19 protein-coding genes and 2 pseudogenes are annotated in these 21,324 nt (G+C 70.4%); 15 read left to right on the forward strand and 6 right to left on the reverse strand.

From position 1 onward, the window contains the following. From ATM97_RS02025 to ATM97_RS02035, 3 genes and pseudogenes are all read left to right on the forward strand, one after another. Nucleotides 1–518 (forward strand): annotated as a pseudogene (locus ATM97_RS02025) (pyridine nucleotide-disulfide oxidoreductase); the annotation flags it as partial. An 11-nt stretch (nt 519–529) separates the two neighbouring features. Then, nucleotides 530–1,693, forward strand: coding sequence for an Mrp/NBP35 family ATP-binding protein (locus ATM97_RS02030; protein ID WP_218716195.1), 1,164 nt, complete (start codon nt 530–532; stop codon nt 1,691–1,693). Nucleotides 1,694–1,746: 53 nt separating this feature from the next. Then, on the forward strand, nt 1,747–2,580 hold the full coding sequence (locus tag ATM97_RS02035; protein WP_218716196.1) for an IclR family transcriptional regulator: 834 nt from the start codon (nt 1,747–1,749) through the stop codon (nt 2,578–2,580). Between the two features lie 3 nt (nt 2,581–2,583). Here the strand turns inward: ATM97_RS02035 and ATM97_RS02040 are convergent, their stop codons facing one another. Further along, entirely contained in the window at nt 2,584–4,278 is a 1,695-nt protein-coding gene (locus ATM97_RS02040) for an FAD-binding dehydrogenase (RefSeq protein ID WP_218716197.1), read from the reverse strand. 95 nt (nt 4,279–4,373) lie between these two features. Between ATM97_RS02040 and ATM97_RS02045 the strand changes: the two genes are divergently transcribed. Together ATM97_RS02045 and ATM97_RS02050 are read left to right on the forward strand one after the other, a co-directional pair. Then, nucleotides 4,374–4,589 (forward strand): hypothetical protein, encoded by a 216-nt coding sequence (locus tag ATM97_RS02045; protein WP_218716198.1) that lies wholly within the window; start codon nt 4,374–4,376, stop codon nt 4,587–4,589. Nucleotides 4,590–4,862: 273 nt separating this feature from the next. Then, nucleotides 4,863–5,435 carry a cutinase family protein gene (locus ATM97_RS02050; RefSeq protein WP_218716199.1) on the forward strand — a complete coding sequence of 191 codons (573 nt, stop codon included), beginning with the start codon at nt 4,863–4,865 and terminating at the stop codon, nt 5,433–5,435. An 18-nt stretch (nt 5,436–5,453) separates the two neighbouring features. Here ATM97_RS02050 and ATM97_RS02055 read toward each other — a convergent pair whose 3' ends face one another. Continuing rightward, complete coding sequence (locus tag ATM97_RS02055; protein WP_218716200.1) at nt 5,454–6,056, reverse strand: TetR family transcriptional regulator; 603 nt, start codon at nt 6,054–6,056, stop codon at nt 5,454–5,456. Nucleotides 6,057–6,198: 142 nt separating this feature from the next. Between ATM97_RS02055 and ATM97_RS02060 the strand changes: the two genes are divergently transcribed. The 4 genes from ATM97_RS02060 to ATM97_RS02075 are packed head-to-tail and all read left to right on the forward strand — an operon-like array spanning nt 6,199 to nt 8,961. Next, the gene (locus ATM97_RS02060; RefSeq protein WP_218716201.1) at nt 6,199–7,425 is read left to right on the forward strand and encodes an alkane 1-monooxygenase; all 1,227 of its coding nucleotides are present in this window, start codon (nt 6,199–6,201) and stop codon (nt 7,423–7,425) included. Then, nucleotides 7,425–7,601, forward strand: a complete 177-nt coding sequence (locus ATM97_RS02065; RefSeq protein ID WP_218716202.1) for a rubredoxin — start codon at nt 7,425–7,427, stop codon at nt 7,599–7,601. Before ATM97_RS02060 ends, ATM97_RS02065 begins: the two co-directional genes overlap by 1 nt. Further along, a complete protein-coding gene (locus ATM97_RS02070) occupies nt 7,598–7,780 on the forward strand; it encodes a rubredoxin (protein WP_218716203.1) in 183 nt (60 codons plus the stop codon). Before ATM97_RS02065 ends, ATM97_RS02070 begins: the two co-directional genes overlap by 4 nt. Continuing rightward, complete coding sequence (locus tag ATM97_RS02075; RefSeq protein ID WP_218716204.1) at nt 7,777–8,961, forward strand: NAD(P)/FAD-dependent oxidoreductase; 1,185 nt, start codon at nt 7,777–7,779, stop codon at nt 8,959–8,961. Before ATM97_RS02070 ends, ATM97_RS02075 begins: the two co-directional genes overlap by 4 nt. A gap of 82 nt (nt 8,962–9,043) precedes the next feature. Here ATM97_RS02075 and ATM97_RS02080 read toward each other — a convergent pair whose 3' ends face one another. From ATM97_RS02080 to ATM97_RS02095, 4 genes are all read right to left on the reverse strand, one after another. After that, entirely contained in the window at nt 9,044–11,068 is a 2,025-nt protein-coding gene (locus ATM97_RS02080; RefSeq protein ID WP_218716205.1) for an SDR family oxidoreductase, read from the reverse strand. A gap of 277 nt (nt 11,069–11,345) precedes the next feature. After that, the gene (locus tag ATM97_RS02085; RefSeq protein WP_218716206.1) at nt 11,346–12,449 is read right to left on the reverse strand and encodes a glycosyltransferase; all 1,104 of its coding nucleotides are present in this window, start codon (nt 12,447–12,449) and stop codon (nt 11,346–11,348) included. Continuing rightward, a complete protein-coding gene (locus ATM97_RS02090) occupies nt 12,446–13,777 on the reverse strand; it encodes a glutamate-1-semialdehyde 2,1-aminomutase (RefSeq protein WP_218716207.1) in 1,332 nt (443 codons plus the stop codon). Before ATM97_RS02090 ends, ATM97_RS02085 begins: the two co-directional genes overlap by 4 nt. Before the next feature lie 63 nt (nt 13,778–13,840). Then, nucleotides 13,841–14,818, reverse strand: coding sequence for a hypothetical protein (locus ATM97_RS02095; protein ID WP_218716208.1), 978 nt, complete (start codon nt 14,816–14,818; stop codon nt 13,841–13,843). A gap of 303 nt (nt 14,819–15,121) precedes the next feature. Here ATM97_RS02095 and ATM97_RS02100 point away from each other — a divergent pair, with 303 nt between their 5' ends. The 6 genes and pseudogenes from ATM97_RS02100 to ATM97_RS02125 all read left to right on the forward strand — a co-directional run. Further along, nucleotides 15,122–15,967, forward strand: a complete 846-nt coding sequence (locus ATM97_RS02100) for a glycosyltransferase (protein ID WP_255586709.1) — start codon at nt 15,122–15,124, stop codon at nt 15,965–15,967. Nucleotides 15,968–15,970: 3 nt separating this feature from the next. After that, nucleotides 15,971–17,329, forward strand: a complete 1,359-nt coding sequence (locus ATM97_RS02105) for an O-antigen ligase (protein WP_218716209.1) — start codon at nt 15,971–15,973, stop codon at nt 17,327–17,329. Then, on the forward strand, nt 17,326–18,396 hold the full coding sequence (locus tag ATM97_RS02110) for a glycosyltransferase family 1 protein (protein WP_218716210.1): 1,071 nt from the start codon (nt 17,326–17,328) through the stop codon (nt 18,394–18,396). The genes ATM97_RS02105 and ATM97_RS02110 overlap by 4 nt, the downstream gene beginning before the upstream one ends. Continuing rightward, on the forward strand, nt 18,393–19,994 hold the full coding sequence (locus ATM97_RS34760) for an oligosaccharide flippase family protein (protein WP_218716211.1): 1,602 nt from the start codon (nt 18,393–18,395) through the stop codon (nt 19,992–19,994). The genes ATM97_RS02110 and ATM97_RS34760 overlap by 4 nt, the downstream gene beginning before the upstream one ends. Further along, nucleotides 19,948–20,967, forward strand: a complete 1,020-nt coding sequence (locus tag ATM97_RS02120) for a beta-xylosidase (RefSeq protein ID WP_218716212.1) — start codon at nt 19,948–19,950, stop codon at nt 20,965–20,967. The genes ATM97_RS34760 and ATM97_RS02120 overlap by 47 nt, the downstream gene beginning before the upstream one ends. After that, nucleotides 20,954–21,324: pseudogene (locus ATM97_RS02125) on the forward strand (glycosyltransferase family 1 protein); the annotation flags it as partial. The gene ATM97_RS02120 and the pseudogene ATM97_RS02125, both read left to right, overlap by 14 nt.

Consider the following 21,324-nt stretch of genomic DNA (forward strand, 5'->3'; position numbering starts at 1 on the left):
AAAACGGCAAGGTCGTCGGTCTCAAGACCGAGCGCACCCAACTCGACGGCACCGGCAACGTCAAGGGCACCGGCGAGTTCAAGCAGTGGGACGTGCAGGCCGTCTACCGCGCCGTGGGCTATCGCTCCACCGAGGTGCCCGACATCCCGTTCGACGAGGACACCTGCACCGTTCCCCACGAGGCGGGCCGCGTCCTCACCGCCACCGGACCGCTGCCCGGTGTGTACGTGACGGGCTGGATCAAGCGTGGCCCGGTCGGCCTCATCGGCCACACCAAGGGCGATGCCAACGAGACCGTGGCCTGCCTGCTCGAAGACCGGCCCACCTCGACCCGCCCCGCTCGTCCCGATCCCGGCGCGGTCCTGGAATTCCTCGCGGGCGCGGGCATTCCGTTCACCACCTGGGCATGCTGGTATCGCCTCGACGCGCACGAGCGCGCGCTGGGCGCGCCCGAAGGCCGGGAACGGGTCAAAGTCGTCGAACGCGCGGACATGCTGCGCGCCAGCCTCTGCCGGTGAAGGACACACCCATGCCCCCACCGAGCACCCCGACCGAAACACAGATCATCGCCGCCCTGGGCGACGTCTGCGATCCCGAGATCGGCCGTCCGCTCACCGAACTGAACATGGTCGTGGCCGTCGCGGTGGACGCTCACGGCCACGTCGGCATCCGCGTCCTGCTGACGGTCGCCGCCTGCCCGCTGCGGGCGAGGATCAGCGAGGACATCCGGGCCGCCGTCACCGCGCTCCCCGGCGTCGCCGGTGTCGACATCGACTTCGGTGTGATGAGCGAAGACCAGCGCCGGGCGCTGCGCGTCCAGCTGCGCGGGCCGGACGCCGAAGCGGCGAGCGGGCCGGCCGACCCGGCGTCGCCGACGACGGTGTACTGCGTCGTGTCCGGGAAGGGCGGTGTCGGAAAGTCCAGCGTCACGGTGAATCTGGCGGTCGCGCTGGCCCGCCGCGGTCTGCGGGTCGGCATCATGGACGCCGACGTGCACGGGCATTCGGTCCCCGCGATGCTCGGCATCACCGTCGGCCCGACCCTGGTCGAGCGAATGATGATGCCGCCCAGCGCCTTCGGTGTCCGGGTCATCTCGATCGGCATGTTCGCCGACGGCAACACCCCCGTCGTCTGGCGCGGCCCGATGCTGCATCGCGCATTGGCGCAGTTCGTGCACGACGTCTACTGGGGTGAGCTCGACATCCTGCTGATCGATATGCCGCCCGGCACCGGTGACATCGCGATCTCCCTGGCCCAACTGCTGCCCGCCGCCCAGCTGCTGGTCGTCACGACGCCGCAGCGCACGGCGGCCCGCATCGCCGAACGGGCGGGCGCCGTCGCGGCTCGGACCGGGCAGCGGGTGGCGGGCATCATCGAGAACATGTCCTGGTACGACAGCCCGGACGGGACCCGGCACACCCTGTTCGGCGCGGGCGGGGCCACTGCCGTCAGCCGGGCGCTGAGTACGCTCCTCGACACCTACTGTCCGGTGCTCGGCCGGATCCCGTTCGATCCGGGCGTCTGCGCGGCGGGCGACGAGGGCGCTCCGTTCACCCACACCGCCCCGGAATCCGCGGCCGCCCGCGCCGTCGCCGACATCGCCGCGATCCTGGCCCCCACCAGCGCACCCCTGACCGGCAGACGCCTCGCCCTGACCGCGATGAACCGCTCGGTACAGCGAAATGGTGCGTAAGCGACACGGACGGCTCTAGTCTGTATCCGCTACACACTGTGGAGGTTGGATCAATGACGGTCGAGATCGTGACCGAGCCGGCGCCGGAGGACCTGTGGACCGGATCGGGCCGGGCCGCCGGTGCGCCGCCGACGTCGATGATCGAGCGGATGACGCTGATCCTCGACGCGTTCGACTCGACCACTCCCACCCTCACACTGCTCGGCCTGGCCGAACGCACCGGGCTACCGCGCTCCACGGTGCACCGGATCCTCGACCAGATGATCCGGCTGCGCTGGCTCGCGCACACCCCCGGCGGCTACCGGCTCGGGCTGCGCGTGCTGGAGCTGGGCGGACTGGCCGCCGAGCACAACGAGCTGCGCGAAGTCGTCGGTCCGCTGCTCTACGACCTGAGCCAGCGCACCGGCCTGATCGGTCATCTCGCCGTCCTCGACGGACGCGAGGTGCTGTTCCTGGACCGCGCGGGCGGGCGCAGCCAGGTCGCCATCCCCACCCGGGTCGGCGGACGACTGCCCGCGCACTGCACCGCGGTCGGCAAGGCGCTGCTGGCCACCCTCGAACCCGGCATCGCCGAGGCCTCGCTGCGCGGGGTCACCGTGCCGCGCACTGCCCGCACCATCATCGATCGCGCCGAACTGCATCGTGAACTGGCCCGGATCCGCAATCGGCAGGGCGTGGCCGTCGACACCGAGGAATCGCTGCCCGGTGTGGGCTGTGTCGCGGTGCCGATCCGCGGCCGCGGGGTCGCGCTGGCCGCGATCTCGCTGTCGGGCACGGTGCACGGCGACCGCAGCGCCCTCGACACCGCCCGGCTCGCGCGGGCGCTGGCCGAGGTGGCCAAGGAAGCGGCACGCGCCCTCGGCCCCCGGCACGGCCGCCCCGTCTAGCGCCTACTCGGTCGCCCGCCGCGCCATCGCCCGACCCGCCGCGCGACCCGAGAAGATGCACCCGCCCAGGAACGTGCCCTCCAGCGCGTTGTAGCCGTGCACGCCGCCGCCGCCGAAGCCGGCGACCTCACCCGCGGCGAACAGGCCGGGGAACACCTCGCCGTCCGGTCGCAGCACCCGCGAATCGAGATCGGTCTGCAGGCCACCGAGCGTCTTGCGGGTCAGGATGTTCAGCCGGACCGCGATGAGCGGGCCGTGCGCGGGATCGAGAACGCGGTGCGGCTTGACCACGCGCCCCGCCTTGTCACCGAAGTACTTGCGGGCGTTGCTGATCGCGGAGATCTGCGCGTCCTTGGTGTAGGGATTGGCGACCTCACGGTCCCTGGCGACGATCTGGCGCTCGAGCGCGGCCGCGTCCAGCTTCGGTCCCCGGGCGATGTCGTTCATGCCGTCGACGAGCTCGGTCAGCGAATCGGCGACGACGAAATCCACACCGTGCTGTTTGAACGCCTCCACCGGACCCGGAGCGCCCTTGGCGACGCGGCTGCGCAGCGTGAGCTTGAGGTCCTTGCCGGTGATGTCGGGATTCTGCTCCGAGCCCGAGAGCGCGAACTCCTTCTCGATGATCGTCTGGTTGAGCACGAACCAGGAGTAGTCGTGCCCGGTCGACAGGATCCGGCGCATCGTCTCGTTGGTGTCGAAACCGGGGAAACACGGTGCGGGCATGCGGATTCCGTTCGCATCGAACCACAGCGACGAGGGTCCGGGAATGATCCGGATCGCGTGATCGGGCCAGACCGGATCCCAGTTGTTGATCCCCTCGGTGTAGTGCCACATGCGATCTCGGTTGACCAGCGCCGCGCCGGCTTGTTCGGAGATGCCGAGCATCCGGCCGTCGACATAGGCGGGCACGCCCGAGATCATCGTCTCCGGGCACGGACCGAGCCGTTCGGTGGGCCAGTTGCGGCGGATCAGGTCGTGCGCGTGCCCGATGCCGCCGGAACTCACCAGCACCGAGGGCGCGTGGAAGGCGAACTCGCCCACCGTGTCCCGGTTCGAGGCGACCCCGCGCTCGGTGTCGCTGGGGGCCAGGACGCTGCCGCGGACCCCGGTGACGGCGCCGTCGGTGACGATCAGCTCGTCGACTCGGTGCCGGAACGCGAACCGCACCTGGCCGCGGACCTCGCCGACGAGCACGGGCTCGAGGAAGACCCGCACGACCTCGGGTCCGGTGCCCCAGGTCAGATGGAAGCGGGGCACCGAGTTGCCGTGCCCGTCGGCCAGTCCGCCGCCGCGCTCGGCCCAGCCGACCAGCGGCGTGACACGAAGACCCAAGGCGTGCAAGTAGTCCCGCTTCTCGTCGGTAGCGAACCGCACGTAGGCCTGTGCCCACTGGCGCGCCATCCGATCCTCGTCCTCGCGATCGAAACCGGCCGAACCGAGCCAGTCCTGCAGTGCCAGTTCATAGGAGTCCTTGATCCCGAGCCTGCGCTGCTCGGGGCTGTCGACGAAGAACAACCCGCCCAGCGACCAGAACGCCTGGCCGCCGAGATTGGCGCGGTTCTCCTGGTCGACCACCAGGACATTGCGGCCGGCCAGTACCAGCTCGTGCGTGGCGACCAGCCCGGCGAGGCCTGCGCCGACGACGATCGCGTCGGGGGTGAAGTCGTCGGTGGGCTCTGACACTGTGCTCGACATCCACGGAACGTAGCATTGGTGCGTCGGTGGCCGGGGGCAAGTGTTGGAAAATGCTCTGACCAGCGGCGTTTCGTTCGAGAGAGGTCTGGGAATCCATGAAAGTCCGAACCCGTACCGGTGCTGCCCTGCTCGTGTTCACGGTACTCGCCGGTCTCGGCGCCACCTCCTGCTCGCGGTCGGAGCGGTGGTGCGAGCGTGACCAGGGCGATGTCCTCGTCGAGAACTCCTACTGCGAGCGCGGCGTTCCCGGCTACGAGTGGGAGCCCGACCACGACAAGCCCAAGAAGAAGAAGAAGCCGAAGAAGCACTGATCCGCCTGCGGCCTTGTGCCGCACGATGATCCGAGACCCGACCGTGGCGCAAGAGATGCCGACTTCGCGTCGAGTCGATGCAGGTCAGCGGGTATCCCACCAGTGAGCACGCCGAATACCGTTGCGGTGGACGGTGATCGCTCGTCTCTCTAGTTCTCACAACGGCGTGAGTGGGTGGGTGCCATGACCAACCGGAAGGTAATTCGTATCGTCGCAGGACATACAGCGCGAGCGCTGTCGGTGTTGCTACTGGCCGCGGGGATCGGGACAGCGATGTCACCGGGACTGACGGCGATGGCGCAGAGTTGCGCCACGCTCGATGTCGTGGTCGCCCGTGGGACACAGGAACCCGGCTATCTCGGCTCGGTCGTCGGCGACCCGCTCTACGCGGTGCTGAGCGCGCAACTATCGGTCGACACCACCGCCCATCGGGTCGAGTACCCGGCGGATCTGCTGGTGCCCTCCTCGGTCAGCGACGGTACGAGGGCGATGACAACGCATGTGCTCGCTCAGGCCGCGGCCTGCCCCGACCAGCGTTTCGTGCTCGTCGGCTACTCGCAGGGCGCGGCGGTGACGCACGGAGTCCTCGGCTCGCCGGCGATGATGATCCTGCCCGGCATGTGGGTGCTGCCGCCGGAGGTGTCCTCGCGGGTGGTGGCGGTGCTGCTGTTCGGTGATCCGTTGCGGCTCGTCGGCGGCACGGTCGCGCCGTGGTACGCCGACCGCACCGCGAACTATTGCACCGCGGGCGATCCCGTCTGCGCGGGTGGGGTCTTCCCGACCGCGCACGGGGCCTACAGCTGGGCCTTCGCCAACGCCGTCGGGCAAGTCGACGCGCGGCTGTGAGCCCGCTGCCCGTCGTCGTCAGACGGCGGGCAGTACCCCGTTCAGGACTGCGCCGATCTGTGCCACCGCGCGGTCGACGCTGCCGGTCGGCTGGAACAGATGGCTCAGCGTCAGCCGGACCATGATCTCGACGAACGAGGTCAGTTCGTCGTCGGACAGCGAGTCGAGCCGGTAGTGCTCCCGCACGGTGCCGGTCAGCGTGGCGACCGCGCGGCCCAACACCGGCTCCGGATCGCTCATCAACGCGGGCAGCAGCGCGGTGTCGCCGTCCGCTCGGGCCGCGAGCACGGCCTTGATCAAAGTGTTGTCCCCGGCGTTGCGCAGCGCGTAGTCCGCGGCGGCGGTCATGCCCGCGATGGCGTCGGTGGGGTGTTCGGCCAGGGTGTCGGCGATGCCTGCCAGGTAGATGCCCAGCTCGCGCTCGATCAGGGCGTCGGCAAGGGCCTGTTTGGTCCCCATTTCCTTGTACAGGACCGGCCTGCTGACGCCGACCTCCTTGGCCACGCGCGACATGTTGACCGCGCCCCACCCTTCGGTGACGACCATGGTGCGGGCGGCATCGAGCATGCGGTCCCGCAACAGCAGACGCATCTCGGCGTGGAAGTTCGGCGATTCGGCCACTCGATCATCGTACATGTGCTATCGAATCTGCTCGTTCATTGACAATTCCTCCTAAAGTGTATTCACTGAGAACACATCGCGCTATGTTGTAAACGAACACAGCAATGACCGAGCCGGTGTCTCGGCGATCAGGAGAATGACAATGACGACATCTCGCATCGACGACCACGAAGGGTCGACGGCAGTCCTGCACTGGCGCGACCCCAAGCGCTACCTCTGGCTGTTCGGCCTGATCGCGCCCAGCGCGACGCTGCTGGCCGTCGCCTTCGTGTGGGCGTTCAACCAGCTGGGTTGGACCGCGGTCGCGCCGGTCTGGTGGTGGCTCGGGCCGATCCTGCTCTACGTGCTGCTGCCGATCCTGGATCGCTTCTTCGGCCCCGACGGCAAGAACCCGCCGGAAGAAGCCATGGAGCTGCTCGAGAACGATCGGTACTACCGGTACTGCACCTACGCCTACATCCCCCTGCAGCTGGTGAGCCTGGTGTTCGCCTGCTACCTGTGGACGGCCGACGATCTGTCCTGGCTCGGCATCGACGGCGGCCTCGGCCTGGTGTCGAAGATCGGCCTGGCCTTCACGATCGGCGCGATGGGCGGCATCGGGATCAACACCGCGCACGAGCTCGGGCACAAGAAGGACGAGCTGGAGCGCTGGCTGTCGAAGATCACCCTCGCCCAGACCGGCTACGGTCACTTCTACATCGAGCACAATCGCGGTCACCACGTGCGCGTGTCCACGCCGGAGGACCCCGCCAGCGCCCGCTTCGGCGAATCGTTCTGGACGTTCCTGCCCCGCAGTGTGTGGGGCAGCCTGGTCTCGGCCTGGGAACTCGAGCGCACCCGCCTCGAGCGACTCGGCAAGGGACCGTTCAGCATGCACAACGACGTGCTCAACGCCTGGCTGATGACGGTGGTGCTGTGGGCGGCGCTGGTCGCGGTGTTCGGCCCGGTGATCCTGCCGTTCCTGCTGATCCAGGCCGTGTACGGCTTCTCGCTGCTGGAGACGGTGAACTACCTCGAGCACTACGGTCTGCTGCGGCAGAAGACCGCCTCGGGGCGCTACGAGCGGTGCACCCCCGAGCACAGCTGGAACTCCGACCACATCGTCACCAACATCTTCCTGTACCACCTGCAGCGGCACAGCGATCACCACGCCAATCCGACCCGGCGCTACCAGACGCTGCGGCACATGGACGGCGCGCCCGAACTGCCCAGCGGCTACGCCAGCCTGATCGGCCTGGCCTACCTCACACCGCTGTGGCGCAAGGTGATGGACCCGCGCGTGCTCGCGCACTACGACGGCGACATCACCCGCGTGAACATCCAGCCCGCCAAGCGGGACAAGGTCCTGGCGAAGTACGGAGCGCGCTGATGGCCGCCTACACCTGTCCGGTCTGCGACTACCGCTACGACGAGACCACAGGCGCGCCCCGCGAGGGCTTCCCGGCCGGGACCGCCTGGGCGGCGATCCCCGACGACTGGTGCTGCCCGGACTGCGGGGTCCGCGAGAAGCTCGACTTCGCGCCGAGTGAGGAGGTGTCACGATGAGCGACTACAAGCTGTTCCGTTGCGTGCAATGTGGTTTCGAGTACGACGAGGCGCTCGGCTGGCCCGAGGACGGGATCGTGGCGGGCACCCGCTGGGACGACATCCCCGACGACTGGTCCTGCCCGGATTGCGGTGCGGCCAAGGCCGACTTCGAGATGCTCGAGGTGAGCCGCGGATGAGCGGCCGGATCGTCATCGTGGGTGCCGGCGTCGCCGGCGCGACCGCGGCCCAGACGCTGCGGCGCGAGGGCTACGCGGGGGAGATCGTCCTGGTCGGCGACGAACCGGACCTGCCCTACCGCAGACCCGCTGTGTCGAAGGAACTGCTGGCAGGCACCGGATCGTTCGATCGCGCGCTGCTCAAACCGGTGAAGTTCTGGGTCGACAACCGGATCGATCTGCGCCCCGCGTTCGGGGTGGAAGAGATCGATATCGACCGTGCGACAGTGCGATCGGGCACCGGCGAGGTGCTCGGCTACGACAGCCTGCTGCTGGCCACCGGGGCTCGGGCGCGGACGATCGACACCACCTCGACCCGGGTGCACACCCTGCGCACCCGCGCCGACATCGCCGCGCTCCAGGCGGCGGTCACCGCGGGCGGCTCGCTGCTGATCATCGGTGGTGGGCTGATCGGTTGCGAGGTCGCCGCCACCGTGCGGGGTCTGGGTGCCCGCGTGACGGTGCTCGATGCCGGAGCCGCGCTGATGGATCGGGTGGTGCCCGCGGCGGTGTCGGACGTGCTGCGGCGCCTGCACGAGGAACACGGCGTCGTGGTGGAGAACGGCGTGCTGACCACCCAGGTGGTCGACGCGGGCACCGGCGTCACGGCCACCGCTGCCGACGGGCGCACCTGGTCGGCCGCCGCCGCGCTGGTCGCCGTCGGGTCGGTGCCGGAAACGGCGCTGGCCGAGGCCGCGGGGATCGCCGTCAACGACGGCATCGTCGTCGACCAGCACTACCGCACCTCGGCGGCGGGGGTGTTCGCCGCGGGCGACGCCACCACCGGATTCCACCCGCTGCGTGGGGAATTCGAACGCGGTCAGCACTGGAACTCCGCCATGACCGCCGGCGCGGCGGCGGCCCTGTCGATGCTCGGGCACCCGGCCGCGCCCGCCGAGGTGCCGTGGGGCTGGACCGACCAGCACGGCGTCTCGATGCAGTTCGCCGGCTGGATTCACCCGCACGACGAACTGGTCGTCGACGGGGATCTGGCGGGCAAGGACTTCCTCGCCGTCGCTCTGCGCGATCGACGCCCGGTCGGAGCCGTCGCGATGCGCAGGCCCCGGGAGCTGCGCGCGATCCGTCCGCTCATCGCGGCCGGACAGCCCTGGCAGGCCACGGCGCCGGTGCCCACGCACTGATCGCGAGACCGGTCGCGACCGCGACGAACCGGGCCGCGCACGAGGTGATCGTGCGCGGCCCGGTGTCGTCGATCCAGGGCGACTACCAGTGCACGCCCGGCAGCACACGGCTCATCCGGGCCGCCGAACCCGGCATCACCATCAGCGGGGTGAGCACCGGAGCCAGGACAGTGAGCGCGTTGCGGCTGGGCTCGACCGGCGCCGCCGGCTCGGGGGCGGGCTCGGCGAGCACCGGCTTGCCCTGTGCCGCAGTGGATTCGCCGAAGAGCCGGAAGCCGGTGTGCATGATGGTCCGCTTGAGCGAGGGCAGGAACATCTCGACCGCCTGCGAGAAGGTGCCGACCGGGGTATCGATCCGGTCGGGCCGCTCCAGCATCGCGCGCACCACGATCCGGGCGGCGCGCTCGGGGTCGGGCAGCGGCAGGGCGCGGTAGAGATCGGTGGGGGCGATCATCGGGGTGCGCACCAGCGGCATCCGGATGGAGGTGAACGTGACACCGGCGCCACGGTTCTCGACGGCGGCGATATCGCTGAAATTGTCCAGCGCCGACTTGCTGGCGGCATAGGCGGCGAAGCGGGGAACCTTGGTCTGCACCGCGATCGAAGAGATGTTGACGATGTGGCCGAAGTGGCGCTCCCGCATCGACGGCAACAGCGCCAGGATCAGCCGCACGGCGCCGAAGTAGTTCACCGCCATCGTCCGCTCGAAGTCGTGCATGCGGTCCACCGAGTTGGCGACCGAGCGACGGATCGAGCGACCCGCGTTGTTGATCAGGTAATCGACATGGCCGTGCTCGCTCAGCAGCTGCTGCACGAGGCCGTCGACGGCCGTCGCGTCGGTGATGTCGCACGGGTAGGCGAAGGCGGTGCCGCCGTCGGCCCGCACGGATTCCGCTGCGGCGGTGAGGTCTTCGACGCCACGGGCCACCATGAGCACGGTGGCGCCGCGCTGGGCGACCGCGTGCGCGGTGGCCAGGCCGATGCCCGAGGACGCGCCGGTGATCAGCACGATCCGGCCCGCGAGCCGGTCGGCGTCGGCCGGGACCCGCCCGCGATGCGGGTCGAGGTTGGCACGCCAGAAGTCCCACAGCCGCTGGGCGTAGGTGTCGAAGGCGGGCACCGTCAGGCCGGGCAACTGCGCGCGGGTCGATTCGGCGACGAACTCGGCGGTGAAACCGACGTGCGGCGCGACCTCGGCGGGAATGCCCGCCTGTTCGAACAGGAAGTCGCGCACCGCGTGGGCGCCGGGCACGTGCCCGAGGCCCGACAGCGCGCGGGCACTGCCGGGGACCGTGCCGATGCCCACCGGGCCACCCGCGGCGGTGGCCAGCGCGCGGTAGATCTCGCCGAAGGGCTGCGGCTCCGGGTTGACCAGGTGGAACGTGCGCCCGTCGAGTCCGTCCTTGCGCACCAGCCGGACCATCGCCTCGGCGACGTAGTCGACCGGAACGACATTGGTGGCGCCCAGATCGGGCAGGGGCAGCGGCAATTCGGCCGGCAGCGCCGAGAGGGCGTCGATCGCGGCGAAGAAGTAGTACGGGCCGTCGATCTTGTCCATCTCGCCGGTGCGCGAATCACCGACCACGATCGCCGGGCGGTACACCCGCCAGCGCACGTCGGTGGTTTCCCGGACGAGCTTCTCGGCGGCGAACTTGGTGCGGTGATACGGCGAGGTCAGGTTCTGGCCGAGATCGAAGTCCTCCTCGAAGAACTTGCCGCGGTGATCGCCCGCGACGGCCACCGAGGACACGTGGTGCAGCACGGCGTCGAGCCTGCGCGCCAGCTCGATCACCGAGCGGGTGCCGGCGACATTGGCCGCGTGCGCGGTCTCCTCGTCGGCGGTCATGTCGTAGACCGCGCCCAGATGCAGCACGTGATCGGCGCGCGGCGGCTCGTCGCCCAGGCCGAGGCCGTCGGCGGTCAGGTCGCCGACCAGCGCGAACACCCGATCACCGTCGGGATGCTGCGCGGTCAGCGCGGTGAACTTGGCCAGCGACTCGGCGCGCACCAGCACGTGCACGATCGCCGTCGGGTCGGCGGCGAGCAGCCCCCGCACCACTCGCCGACCCAGAAATCCGGTACCGCCTGTCACGATGTAGGAAACCATCGCCCCTCCTGAAAATTCTCGAAACACGGTGTCGTGCAACAGTGATCCGGCATGCGGCGGTGGATGCGGCGATCAACGGTCGAAATCCAGCAGCACGTGGCTGGAGAGAAACCGGGCACATCGTCGTCCCGGCAGGCCCTCACCGTACTCGTCGGTAACCTTGCCGGGCAAGCTCGTGGCGCCCGGTCACCGTGTGGGAATTGTCACCGATCGTCGCAGGTCAAAGGGTGTGTGTGACAGTTGATTTCAGTAACTGCGAGTTTCGGACAACTTGTCGCTACCGGCCGGCGAGGACGTCGTCGACGACCCCGGCCATCCGCGCGCGGAACACCTCGGGGGCGAAGGTGAGCGCGTGGTCGCGGATCTTCGCCGGATCGTAGGTCGCCGAATCGAACTCGCCCATCAGCTCGGCCAGTGCCGCGACGACCTCGTCGTCGGTGCCCGCGGGTACGTAGGCGCCGACGACACCGGGCCGCACCGTGTCGAGTGCGCCGCCCGCCCCGACGGCGAGCACGGGGGCGCCGCACGCCATCGCCTCGACGGGCACGATGCCGAAGTCCTCGATGCCCGGCATCAGCAACGCCCGGCAGCGCCGGTACATGTCCTGCAACTGCGCGGCGGAGGTGGCGCCGAGGAAGGTGGTCTCCGGGCCCGCGATCGCCGCGAGCTGGGCGCGGAAGCGGCCCTCGCCGAGAACGACCAGACGCACCCCGGCCCGCTGCGCCGCGCGGATCGCCAGGTCGGCGCGCTTGTAGGGCACCAGCCTGCCCGCGCACAGGTAGAAGTCCTCGCGGGCGAGGGCCGGGTCGGGGGTGAACCGCGCGACCTGGACCGGCGGATTGACCACCGAGGCGGGCAGTCCCCACCAGTCGGTGACCCGCTGCGCGACCGCGTGCGAGTTGGCCACCACGTGGGCGAGCCGCGGCGCGGCGCGCAGTTCCCCGCGGCGCGCCAGCGTGCCCAGCGCGGCGAGGGCGAGCTGCCCGGCGCGCCCACCCGCCTCCTGGGCGCGGAACTCGCGATCCCAGGCCCACCGGGCCGGGCTGTGCACGTAGGCGACGACGGGTGCGTCGGTGGCCAGGGCGGCCTGGGTGGCGAAGGCGTGATGGCTGATCACCACCACGTCGTGGTCGCGCAGCGGCAACCGGCGCAGCACGCGCGGCACCAGCGGCAGCAGGGGAGCGTGTCTGCCGCCGGTCAGGGCATGGGCGCGGCTGAGCCAGCTGTCGTGGACGGCGCCGACCGGTTCGCGGATCCCGCCCGGCGCGACGATCGGCGCGAAAACCTCGGCATCGGGCCAGGTTTCGACGAATTCGCCGACCACCGCCTCGGAACCGCCGAACTCGGTGAAACGTTCGTGTACGAGGGCGACACGGGTCATCGGGAGGTGCTCGTCTCGATCTGTCGGGGGGCGGCGGTGCGGCGCAGGGCGGGGGCGACCGGCCTGCCGCGCAGCAGACCCTCGACGGTGCCCCGGTCGATCGCGCGGCGATAGACCACGGCGGCCTCGGCGCAGGCGGCGACGGTGGCAGTCACGGCGGCGGCGTCGTGGGCCGCGGAGACGACGAAGGACTGACCGAGCACCCCACGCTGGAGCAGCTCCTGCAGGAACAGCGTCCGGAAGGCCTGGGACGCAGCACCTTCCGCGTCGAGGGTACGGAAGATCAGGCAGGACGGACGGCCCCGGACCTGGAGGTGGTCGGCGAGCCCGAGCTCGGCGGCGACGGCGTTCACGCCGTCGGCCAGGTCGCGCCCCGCCTGCTCCATCCGGGTGACCGGGTCCTCGGTGCGGTAGGCGTGCACGACCGCGCGGAACGCGGCCAGCGCCGAGGTCTCCGGGCCGTGCGTGGTCGAGAGCAGGAACACCCGGTCCCGCTCGGTACGCAGCCCGCCGAGCTCCATGTACTCGCGCTTGCCCGCGAGCGCGGAGATCGGGAAGCCGTTGCCCATCGCCTTGCCCCAGCACGACAGGTCGGGCGTGACGCCGTAGACGGCCTGCGCGCCACCCGCCGCCCAGCGGAAACCGGTGATCATCTCGTCGAACACCAGCAGTGTGCCGTGCCGATCACAGAGCGCGCGAACGCCTTCCAGATAGCCGGGCAGCGGCTCGGCCAAGGCGGTGGCGGCCTCGAGGAACACCGCGGCCACCTCACCGGCGGCCAGGGTGCCCGCCAGCGCGTCGAGGTCGTTGTAGGGGAACTTCACGGTGTCGACGGCGGGGATGCCGCCCGCCATCTCGGTGGTGCCGATGAACCAGTCGTCGACGGAGAAGAACGGCTGATCGCAGACGGCGATCCGGGTCCGCCCGGTGACCGCCCTGGCGAGACGCACCGCGGCGGTGGTGGCGTCGGAGCCGTTCTTGGCGAACTTGACCATGTCGGCGCCGGGCACCAGCGACAGGAAGTCCTCGGCGGCGAGCAGTTCCGATTCGGTGGGCCGGGAGAAGCTCGAGCCGTCGGCGGCGGCGCGCGCGGCGGCCGCGCACACCGGCTCGTAGCCGTGGCCCAGCGTGACCGCGCGCAGCCCCATCCCGTACTCGACGAACTCGTTGCCGTCGACATCCCAGACCCGAGCGCCCTTGCCGCGCACCAGCACCGGGGCCATGCCCTCGGGGTATTGGTCGCTGCCGCGCGCGTAGGTGTGCGCGCCGCCCGGAACGAGCTCGTGCAGCCGGGCCTGGACGGCCGTGCTGTGATCGAAGCTGCGCATCAGCGTTCCTCTCGGCTCGTGTCGGTCGGTCCGTGGCGACCCGGTCCCGAGCGGTTGCCCGCCCTACGCGCTGGGCGTCGAGTTCTTGCTCGCGGTCTTCACCGGGGCTGCCCGTGGGGGCCACTGGCGGGGGAGGACCGTGGTCTCGGGGTCGTAGGCGACGGATACCGACGCCGGCGCGATCGCGTCGGCCCGGGCGGACGGGTCGACCTCGGAGGTACCGACCGACGCGGATGTCTCGGCGGGCTGCGGGTCCTCGGCGGTGCGCTTGCGGCCGGTGCGCCGCTCCAGCGCGCCACGCGCCAGCACCAGGCCCTCGGCGGCCACGATCAAGGCGGCCAAGGCGGCGAACAGCCCTTCCTGCACCGGGTGCGGGGCCACCAGTTCCGTGCGCGGATTGCTGATCACGGTGAGCCGGGCCATGCCGAGCACCTGGCGGAACTCGATTTCGCGGGCGACGTCCCTGGCGTCGAAACTCAGCTCCGGCCGCAGCGGATCGTCGACGAGCCGCTTGGAGAAGGTGTCCTCGACGGCCCGGCGGTGATCTTCCAGGTCGGCCGCCGAGCGAGCGATCGCCTCGGTGCGCATCTGGGATCCGACACGGTCGAGCGACTGTTCTACCGCGAGGACGAGTTTGGCGGCCTGCTCGGGAGTGCTCGCCTGCGCTGTGATGATCAACAGCGAGGGTGCGGGGCCGGTCATGGCCGAGACCCGGGGCCGCAGATCGTCTTCGGAGGGGGCCAGCCCGTTCTTCACCACGTCCGACAGCACCCGGCTCTCGGTGATCAGCACGATGTAGGGCTGGGTGAGTTCGTTGAACACCGCGCCGATCGATTGCTGGGAGATCTGCGCGGTCAGGCTCGCCTCGTAGGTGCGGTCGCTGCGGTCGCGCACCAGCCAGACGCCCGCGCCGACCAGCACGGCCACCACCAGGGCGATCGGGAGGACCCGGATCAGCTGGCGGGCGTGCCCGGCGAGGTCGACGCCGGACATCGACGCGCTCGCCGAGCGGGACTCACCCGTCGCCGCCGTCTCACTCACACTTCCCCCACATTCCACCGGTAGTGGTGGCGATGGTAGCTGGGGTTCCGCTGCGCCGCGAGACGTGACCGCGACGGGTTTACCCGGCGGGTGCGGCCGGTAAACGTGTCCCGGAATCTGAAACGTCGATGCGGTCCCACTCGATACGCACGTGGCGCGACGTGCCCGCAGCGCCGCGGAAACAGTTCAGCGGGTCGATGTGGCGGAAATCGCCAGATGAGCGCGGGCGCGGGGAGATCGGTACGCTGAGCCGGTTCGTGCCCGCCCGCGGCGGGCACGCGGGATCGGTGAGTGACGGAAATCATGGAGGATCGAACAGTGGTGGGGGTTCGGGTGTCGGTGTGTGTCCCGGCATTCAACGCGGCACGCACGATCGTCGAGACCATCGGGTCGATCCTCGCGCAGGACTTCGCGGATTTCGAGATCGTCGTGGTCGACAACGCGAGTGTCGACGGCACCGGCGAGCTGGTGCGGTCCTTCGACGACGACCGGATTCGGCTCTACACCAACGACGTCGTCCTGCCGATCGCCGAGAACTGGGACCGGACGATCGGACTGGCCTCGGGTGAGCTGGTCAAGCTCGTCTGCGCCGACGACCTGATCACCCCGAATTGCCTGTCGGCGCAGGTCGACGCGCTGCGCGATCCGGAGATCGCCGTCACCGGCGCCAGGTTCGACGTCATCGACGACGCGGGAACGCTGCTCGCCCGATCGCGTGGGCTGACGGGACTGCTCGGGCGCCGCTCGTCGCGGACCGCCCTGCGCGCCTTCGTCCGCAAGCTCCCCGACGAACTGTGCCCGACGGCCGCGTTCATGTTCCGCCGCAGCGATCTGGCCACGACCAGCGGGTTCCGCACCGACTTCCTCTACGCGATGGACATCGACCTCATCGCGCAACTGGTCGAGCGCGGCGGCTTCTTCGGTGACAGCCGGGTGCTGGCGATCAACCGCGCCTCGGCGTTCAATTACTCCTCCACCACCTCGACCCTCAGCAAGCTGTCCGACGTGCTCCGGTTCAACCACCACTACCGGCGCAGGCACCGCGATCAGATCCGCCTCGTCGATGTCCTCGTCGGCGACGGCAAGGTCGTGCGTCAGGCACTGGTCCGGCTGGGCGCGCGGGTCAAACGCGCGGCCGGGAAGGGCTGAATCGTGGGCCCGCTGCTGTACCTGCTCGCGGTTCCGGTCGCGTGGGTGTTCCTGCGCTGGATCCGCCATCGGCCGCAGCGCGGGCTGTTGCTGGTCGCCGCGCTGGTGCCGTTCAACGGTCTGCTCCTGATCGCGCCCGGGTGGATGCAGGTCAACGGGTGGAAGGAGGCGCTGCTGCTGCTCACTCTCGCGGTGGCCGTCGTCGTCCCGCAGCGCGAATCCGAACCGCGCCCGGTGATTCCGTGGTGGTCGTTCGGCGCGGTCCTGGTCGTGTTCGGGGTCGTGTCGGCGTTCGTGACGGCAGGATCGCTCGGCCTGTTCGCGATCAAGATCACGTTCTTCTACTTCGTCGTGGTCCCGCTGATCCTGTACCTGCGACCGTTCAACGCGCGCGACCGCGATCTGCTGGTGACCATCATGATGATGGAGTCGATCGTGATCGCGGTGTTCGGATTGGCCCAGCAGGCGATCGGCGCGGCAGGACTGGCCCAGATGGGCTACGAGTACAACGAGACGATCCGGTTCTCGGGGGGCATCCTGCGCTCGTTCAGCACGTTCAATCAGCCGTTTCCGTTCGGGTTCTACCTGGTGACGGTCCTGCTCGTCGGTGGTTCGGTGGCGCTGGCCGCGCCGCGGCGCCCGCGCAACCGGATCTTCCTGCTGGCGACGCCGGTACTGGTCGCGGGGATCGCGGCGAGTGTGGTGCGGGCGGCGCTGGTGGGCCTGCTGGTCGGGGCACTCGTGCTGGCGGTGGTGCGGTATCGGCGGCAGCTGAAGGCGGTGATCATCGGCGGCGTCGTGCTGATCGGCCTGGGCAGTGTCGCGGTGTCCGCGCAGGCCCGCAGTTCGCTGTTTTCGTCGTCGAGCCTGGCCGACCGGGGGACTGGCTGGAACACCGTGATCCGGTCGGTCGGCAGTCATCCGTTCGGGGACGGTCTCGGTTCCACCGGCGCGGCGAAGGCGCGTCTGCTGGTCGAGGAACTCGGTCCGATGGCCGAGAAGCTGCCGTACGCCACCGGCGAGGTCCAGATCTACGGACGTCCGTATCAGCCCGACAACTACTACGTGAAGCTCCTGATCGAACTCGGGCCGATCGGTGTGTGGCTGTTCGCGGTGATCATGGTGGTGATCTACCTGATGTCGATTCGCGCGGCCCGCACACTGCGTGGCAACGACGCCGCCCTGGCGCTCGGCGTCGCGGCGGCGGTGCTGGCCAGCGCGGTGGCGGCGGTCGCGTCGAGCTACTTCGAGATCTTCCCCAGTGATTTCTACTACTGGTTGCTGGCCGCGGTCGTCGGCTGTGCGATCACCCAGCAGTCCACGACCGTCGAGCGCAGCGCTGTCCCCGAGCAGGTCACATGAACGTCGAGGCACAGGAAAAGCGAGGTGGCGCACTGTGTTTCGGTGCGCTGGCCTGCCGTCCGAACGGGGCGGGGGTGTCGACCTATCAGCGTGAGCTGCTGGCGCGGATGCCGGCCCTGCTGGCGGGAACCGCCCTGTCGGCCGTGGTCCAAGCCGATGCCGTGGCGATCCTGCCGCCGGGCATCAGCGCGGTGGCGCGTCCGGTCGCGGCGGGGGCGCGGCGGGCCTGGCACGGCATCGCCCCGCTGCGCGGCGTCGATGTCTTCCACGGGCTCGACGTCGACGTTCCGGTCACCGGGCCGCGCGCGACCGTCGGTACCGTGCACGACCTGTCGGTGTTCGATGTCCCGTGGGCCTTCAGTCGCTACCGGGCACGGGGCGAACAGCTGCTGGTCCGGATGTCGCTGGCCCGCGCCGATCTGCTCATCGCGGTCTCGGAGTTCACCGCCGAGCGGATCGCCGACCGGTTCGGCCGGGACGCGGTCGTCGTACCGCTCGCCCCCGCCGGGTGGGCGCGGGAACCCGGGGAACACGACGTCGCGCGAGTGCGCGCGCGGTATGACCTGCCGCCGCGCTTCGTGCTGCAAGTCGGCACCGTCGAACCGCGCAAGCAGGTCGCGATGCTGGCCGAGGCGGCCGGCCTCCTCGACGTCCCCCTGGTGCTGGCCGGCGCCGGATCCGACGGCCCGCAGGCGCCGAGCTCGGCGATCGGGCTCGGCTACGTCGACACCGCGGACCTGCCCGCGCTGTACGCGGCCGCGACGGTGGTCGCCTACTGCTCGCAGTACGAGGGATTCGGGCTGCCGCCGGTCGAGGCCATGGCCTGCGGTGGCGCGGTGGTCGCGAGCGCGGTCGGCGCGCTGCCCCAGGTCTGCGGGGACGGCGCCGTGCTCGTGGCGCGATCGGTCGCCGAGGACTGGGCGAAAGCCGTGCGCCCGCTGGTGCACGACGCGGCCGCCAACCAGGACCTGCGCCGTCGCGGCCTCGCCGCGGTGTCCGCGCTGAGCTGGCAGGCCACGGCAGCGGCGACCGTCGCCGCCTACCGCGCGGCCGGGCTGATGTCGTGACCGACGACGCCACCGCGGCCGTCGCCCGGGAGGAACCGGCCGACGGCGGACGCGCGCGATCCGGCCGGGCCGCGGCGAACAACACCGCGGCGATGCTGGCCAGCCGCGTCTTCGCCGCGGCGCTGGGACTGCTCGGCACCACGCTGATCGCCCGCATGCTCCCCGCGGTCGAATGGGGCTACTTCTCTTTCGTTTTCGGTCTGCTCGGCATGCTCGCGATCGTCACCGACCTCGGTGTCGGACGCGCGGTCATCGGGAAGCTGGTCCACGGTGAGCCCAGCGAGGCCGCCGAGATCGCGACCTCGTTCATCGTGTTGCGGACCGTACTCGGGCTCGTCGGCTACGGACTGGCGGTCGGCTACGTGCTCGTGCTGCGGTGTCCGCCCGAGGTGGTCACCGCCACCGCGGTCGCGGGACTGGTGGTGGTCGTGGCCACGCCGAGTCACGCGCTGACCGTGCTGTTCCAGTCGACCATGCGGCTGACCCTCGTCGCCGCGGCCGAAGCGCTCGCCCGCACGGTGCAACTGGCGGTGACCGTGTTGGCGGTCGTGTGGTCGCCGACCCTGCTCGTGGTCGTAGTGCCCGCCATCGTCTACGAGATCGTCGCGATCGCGGTGAAGATCGTCGCGGTCGGGCGCGGGCTGGGCGGGCCGATCCCCGCGCGGCACATCGAACTGCGCTGGTGGGGCGGCATGCTGCGGGAAGCGCTGCCGCTGAGCATCGGGCTCGCGCTGATCATCATGTTGCAGAAGGTCGGGCTGTTGCTGCTCGGGCATTTCGACAGCTACGAGTCCGTCGGGCTCTTCGCCGTCGGCATGAAGTTCGCCGATCTGCTCGACACCGCCGCGATCGCGGTGGTCGCCCCGCTGACCACCCTCTTGATCGCCCTGTGGCCCGACGATCCGGCGCGGTTCCGCCGCTATTTCCGCCAGGCGACCACCGCGCTGACCGCGCTCGGCCTGGCCGCGCTGGTGGCCTTCTGGCCGGTCGCCGCCGACGGTGTGCGGCTGCTGTTCGGCGCCGATCTCGAAGCGGCGGCGGACGCCGCCCGGATCCAGATCCTCGGCGGGCTGCTGGGGGCACTGGCACACCTCGCGCTGGTGGCGCTGATGGCCGTCGGGCGCAACGTCGTCATCCCCTGGATCGCGGCGGTCGCGCTGCTGGTCGATCTCGCGGTGGCGTGGCCGCTGATCTCGCGGTGGTCCTACGAGGGCGCGGCCGTCGCCGGACTGCTGGCGCAGCTGGTGCTGCTCATCGCGGTCTGGGTGGCGCTGGCCGCGGCGGTCCGGATGCGGCGGCTGGTGCCGCTGGCCACGGTGGCCGCCATCGCCGGAGTGGCCGTCGCGGTGATCGCCGCGGCGACCGCGATCGACCGGCACTGGGCGCCGCCGTGGATCGTCACCGCGATCACCGCCTGCCTGATATACCTATTTCTCGCCGGATGCATCGTGCGGCGGACCGACGGACTGACGATACGAACCTTGCGGGGGCCGAAACCTGATGACACTGTGGCGAATCGCCCGGGTGATGCTCATCGCCGCAGTCGTCACGGTGACAGTGTCGGGATGCGCGACGATCGTGCCGACGACCCCCACTGACACCGCCCCCGCCGGCCTCGGGGTGTCGGGCGGCCACGCCTGGCTGGAATCCGGTGCGGCGGAACTGGACCGGCAGATGGGCATCGTCGCCGCCAGCGGAGCCACCTGGGTCCGGATCGACCTCGACTGGTCGGTGATCGAACCGCAGCGGGGCCGCCAGGACTGGTCGGCGACCGATCGCGCCATCGATGCGGCGCGCGCCCACGATCTGTCCGTGCTGGCGATCCTGACCTACGCGCCCGCCTGGGCCGGGCTGCACGAGGGTGCCCCGAGCAGCAAGTCGGTGCCGCAGCCGGTGCTGTTCGGCCGGTTCGTCGGCGACGCGGTCGATCGCTACCGCGACCAGATCTCGCACTGGGAGATCTGGAACGAACCCAATGTCACCGCCTTCTTCGCGCCGCGGCCGGACATCGGCGTCTACGCGCATCTGCTGCGCCAGGCCGCGCTGTCGGTCCGGTCGCGCCAGCCGCACGGCCAGGTGATCGTCGGCGGCCTGGCACCGGCGACGAACAACGGTCAAGACATCGCGCCGACCTCGTTCGTGGAACTGCTCTACGAACTCGGGGCGGCGGCCGACTTCGACGGGATCGCGGTGCATCCCTACTCCTATCCGGAGCTGCCCGCCTCGCCTGCCTGGTACAACGCCTTCGGCAATCTGATGGCCATCCGGCGCATCATGGACGCGAACAGCGACACCTCGGCCCTGTTGTGGCCGACCGAATTCGGGGCGCCGACCGGCACCGGCGCACGATCGGTCAGTGAAGCGGTGCAGGCAGAGATCCTCGATCAGGGACTCGGCTTGATCGCCACGATGCACGATGTCGGGCCGGTGTTCGTCTACTCCCTCCTCGATGCCGGCGACAACCGCGACGATCTCGAGGACAACTTCGGCCTGCTGCGCCGCGACTACACCGAGAAGCCCGCGCTGGCGGTGCTGCGCGCCCACGCGGAGGCGCGGCGTGCCGGTCGATAGCAGCGCTCGGGAGCTGGTGTTCGTCGCGCATTCCGGCCGGGCTTCCGGCGCCGAGAAGATCATGCTGACCCTCGCCGAGCGGGCCGTGGCCGAGGGCTGGCGGGTGCGGGTGGTCTGCCCGGACGGTCCGCTCCGGAAGCTGCTGCCCGCCACGGTCGGCCACGTCGCGATCCCGGAACTCGGATTGGCCGGGCAGCGGGGCGGGCAGCGCCTGCGCGCGGCCGCCGTCATGCTGTGGCGGTGGGCCCTGGCCGCCCGCGTGCTCCGGCGGGTAGCGCGCACCGCCGGGGTCCGGCTGGTGGTGAACTCGACGATGGCGCTGCCCGCGGTGGCCCTGGCGCTGCCGCCTCGGCGGGC

The sequence above is a fragment of the Nocardia sp. MH4 genome, from assembly GCF_019266065.1.
GTDB lineage: Bacteria > Actinomycetota > Actinomycetes > Mycobacteriales > Mycobacteriaceae > Nocardia > Nocardia canadensis.

Coding starts and splice junctions, on each gene's coding strand:
- ATM97_RS02030 (WP_218716195.1), top strand. CDS start 530: ATGCCCCCACCGAGCACCCCGACCGAAACACAGATCATCGCCGCCCTG.
- ATM97_RS02035 (WP_218716196.1), top strand. CDS start 1,747: ATGACGGTCGAGATCGTGACCGAGCCGGCGCCGGAGGACCTGTGGACC.
- ATM97_RS02040 (WP_218716197.1), bottom strand. CDS start 4,278: ATGTCGAGCACAGTGTCAGAGCCCACCGACGACTTCACCCCCGACGCG.
- ATM97_RS02045 (WP_218716198.1), top strand. CDS start 4,374: ATGAAAGTCCGAACCCGTACCGGTGCTGCCCTGCTCGTGTTCACGGTA.
- ATM97_RS02050 (WP_218716199.1), top strand. CDS start 4,863: ATGTCACCGGGACTGACGGCGATGGCGCAGAGTTGCGCCACGCTCGAT.
- ATM97_RS02060 (WP_218716201.1), top strand. CDS start 6,199: ATGACGACATCTCGCATCGACGACCACGAAGGGTCGACGGCAGTCCTG.
- ATM97_RS02065 (WP_218716202.1), top strand. CDS start 7,425: ATGGCCGCCTACACCTGTCCGGTCTGCGACTACCGCTACGACGAGACC.
- ATM97_RS02070 (WP_218716203.1), top strand. CDS start 7,598: ATGAGCGACTACAAGCTGTTCCGTTGCGTGCAATGTGGTTTCGAGTAC.
- ATM97_RS02075 (WP_218716204.1), top strand. CDS start 7,777: ATGAGCGGCCGGATCGTCATCGTGGGTGCCGGCGTCGCCGGCGCGACC.
- ATM97_RS02080 (WP_218716205.1), bottom strand. CDS start 11,068: ATGGTTTCCTACATCGTGACAGGCGGTACCGGATTTCTGGGTCGGCGA.
- ATM97_RS02085 (WP_218716206.1), bottom strand. CDS start 12,449: ATGACCCGTGTCGCCCTCGTACACGAACGTTTCACCGAGTTCGGCGGT.
- ATM97_RS02090 (WP_218716207.1), bottom strand. CDS start 13,777: ATGCGCAGCTTCGATCACAGCACGGCCGTCCAGGCCCGGCTGCACGAG.
- ATM97_RS02100 (WP_255586709.1), top strand. CDS start 15,122: ATGGAGGATCGAACAGTGGTGGGGGTTCGGGTGTCGGTGTGTGTCCCG.
- ATM97_RS02110 (WP_218716210.1), top strand. CDS start 17,326: ATGAACGTCGAGGCACAGGAAAAGCGAGGTGGCGCACTGTGTTTCGGT.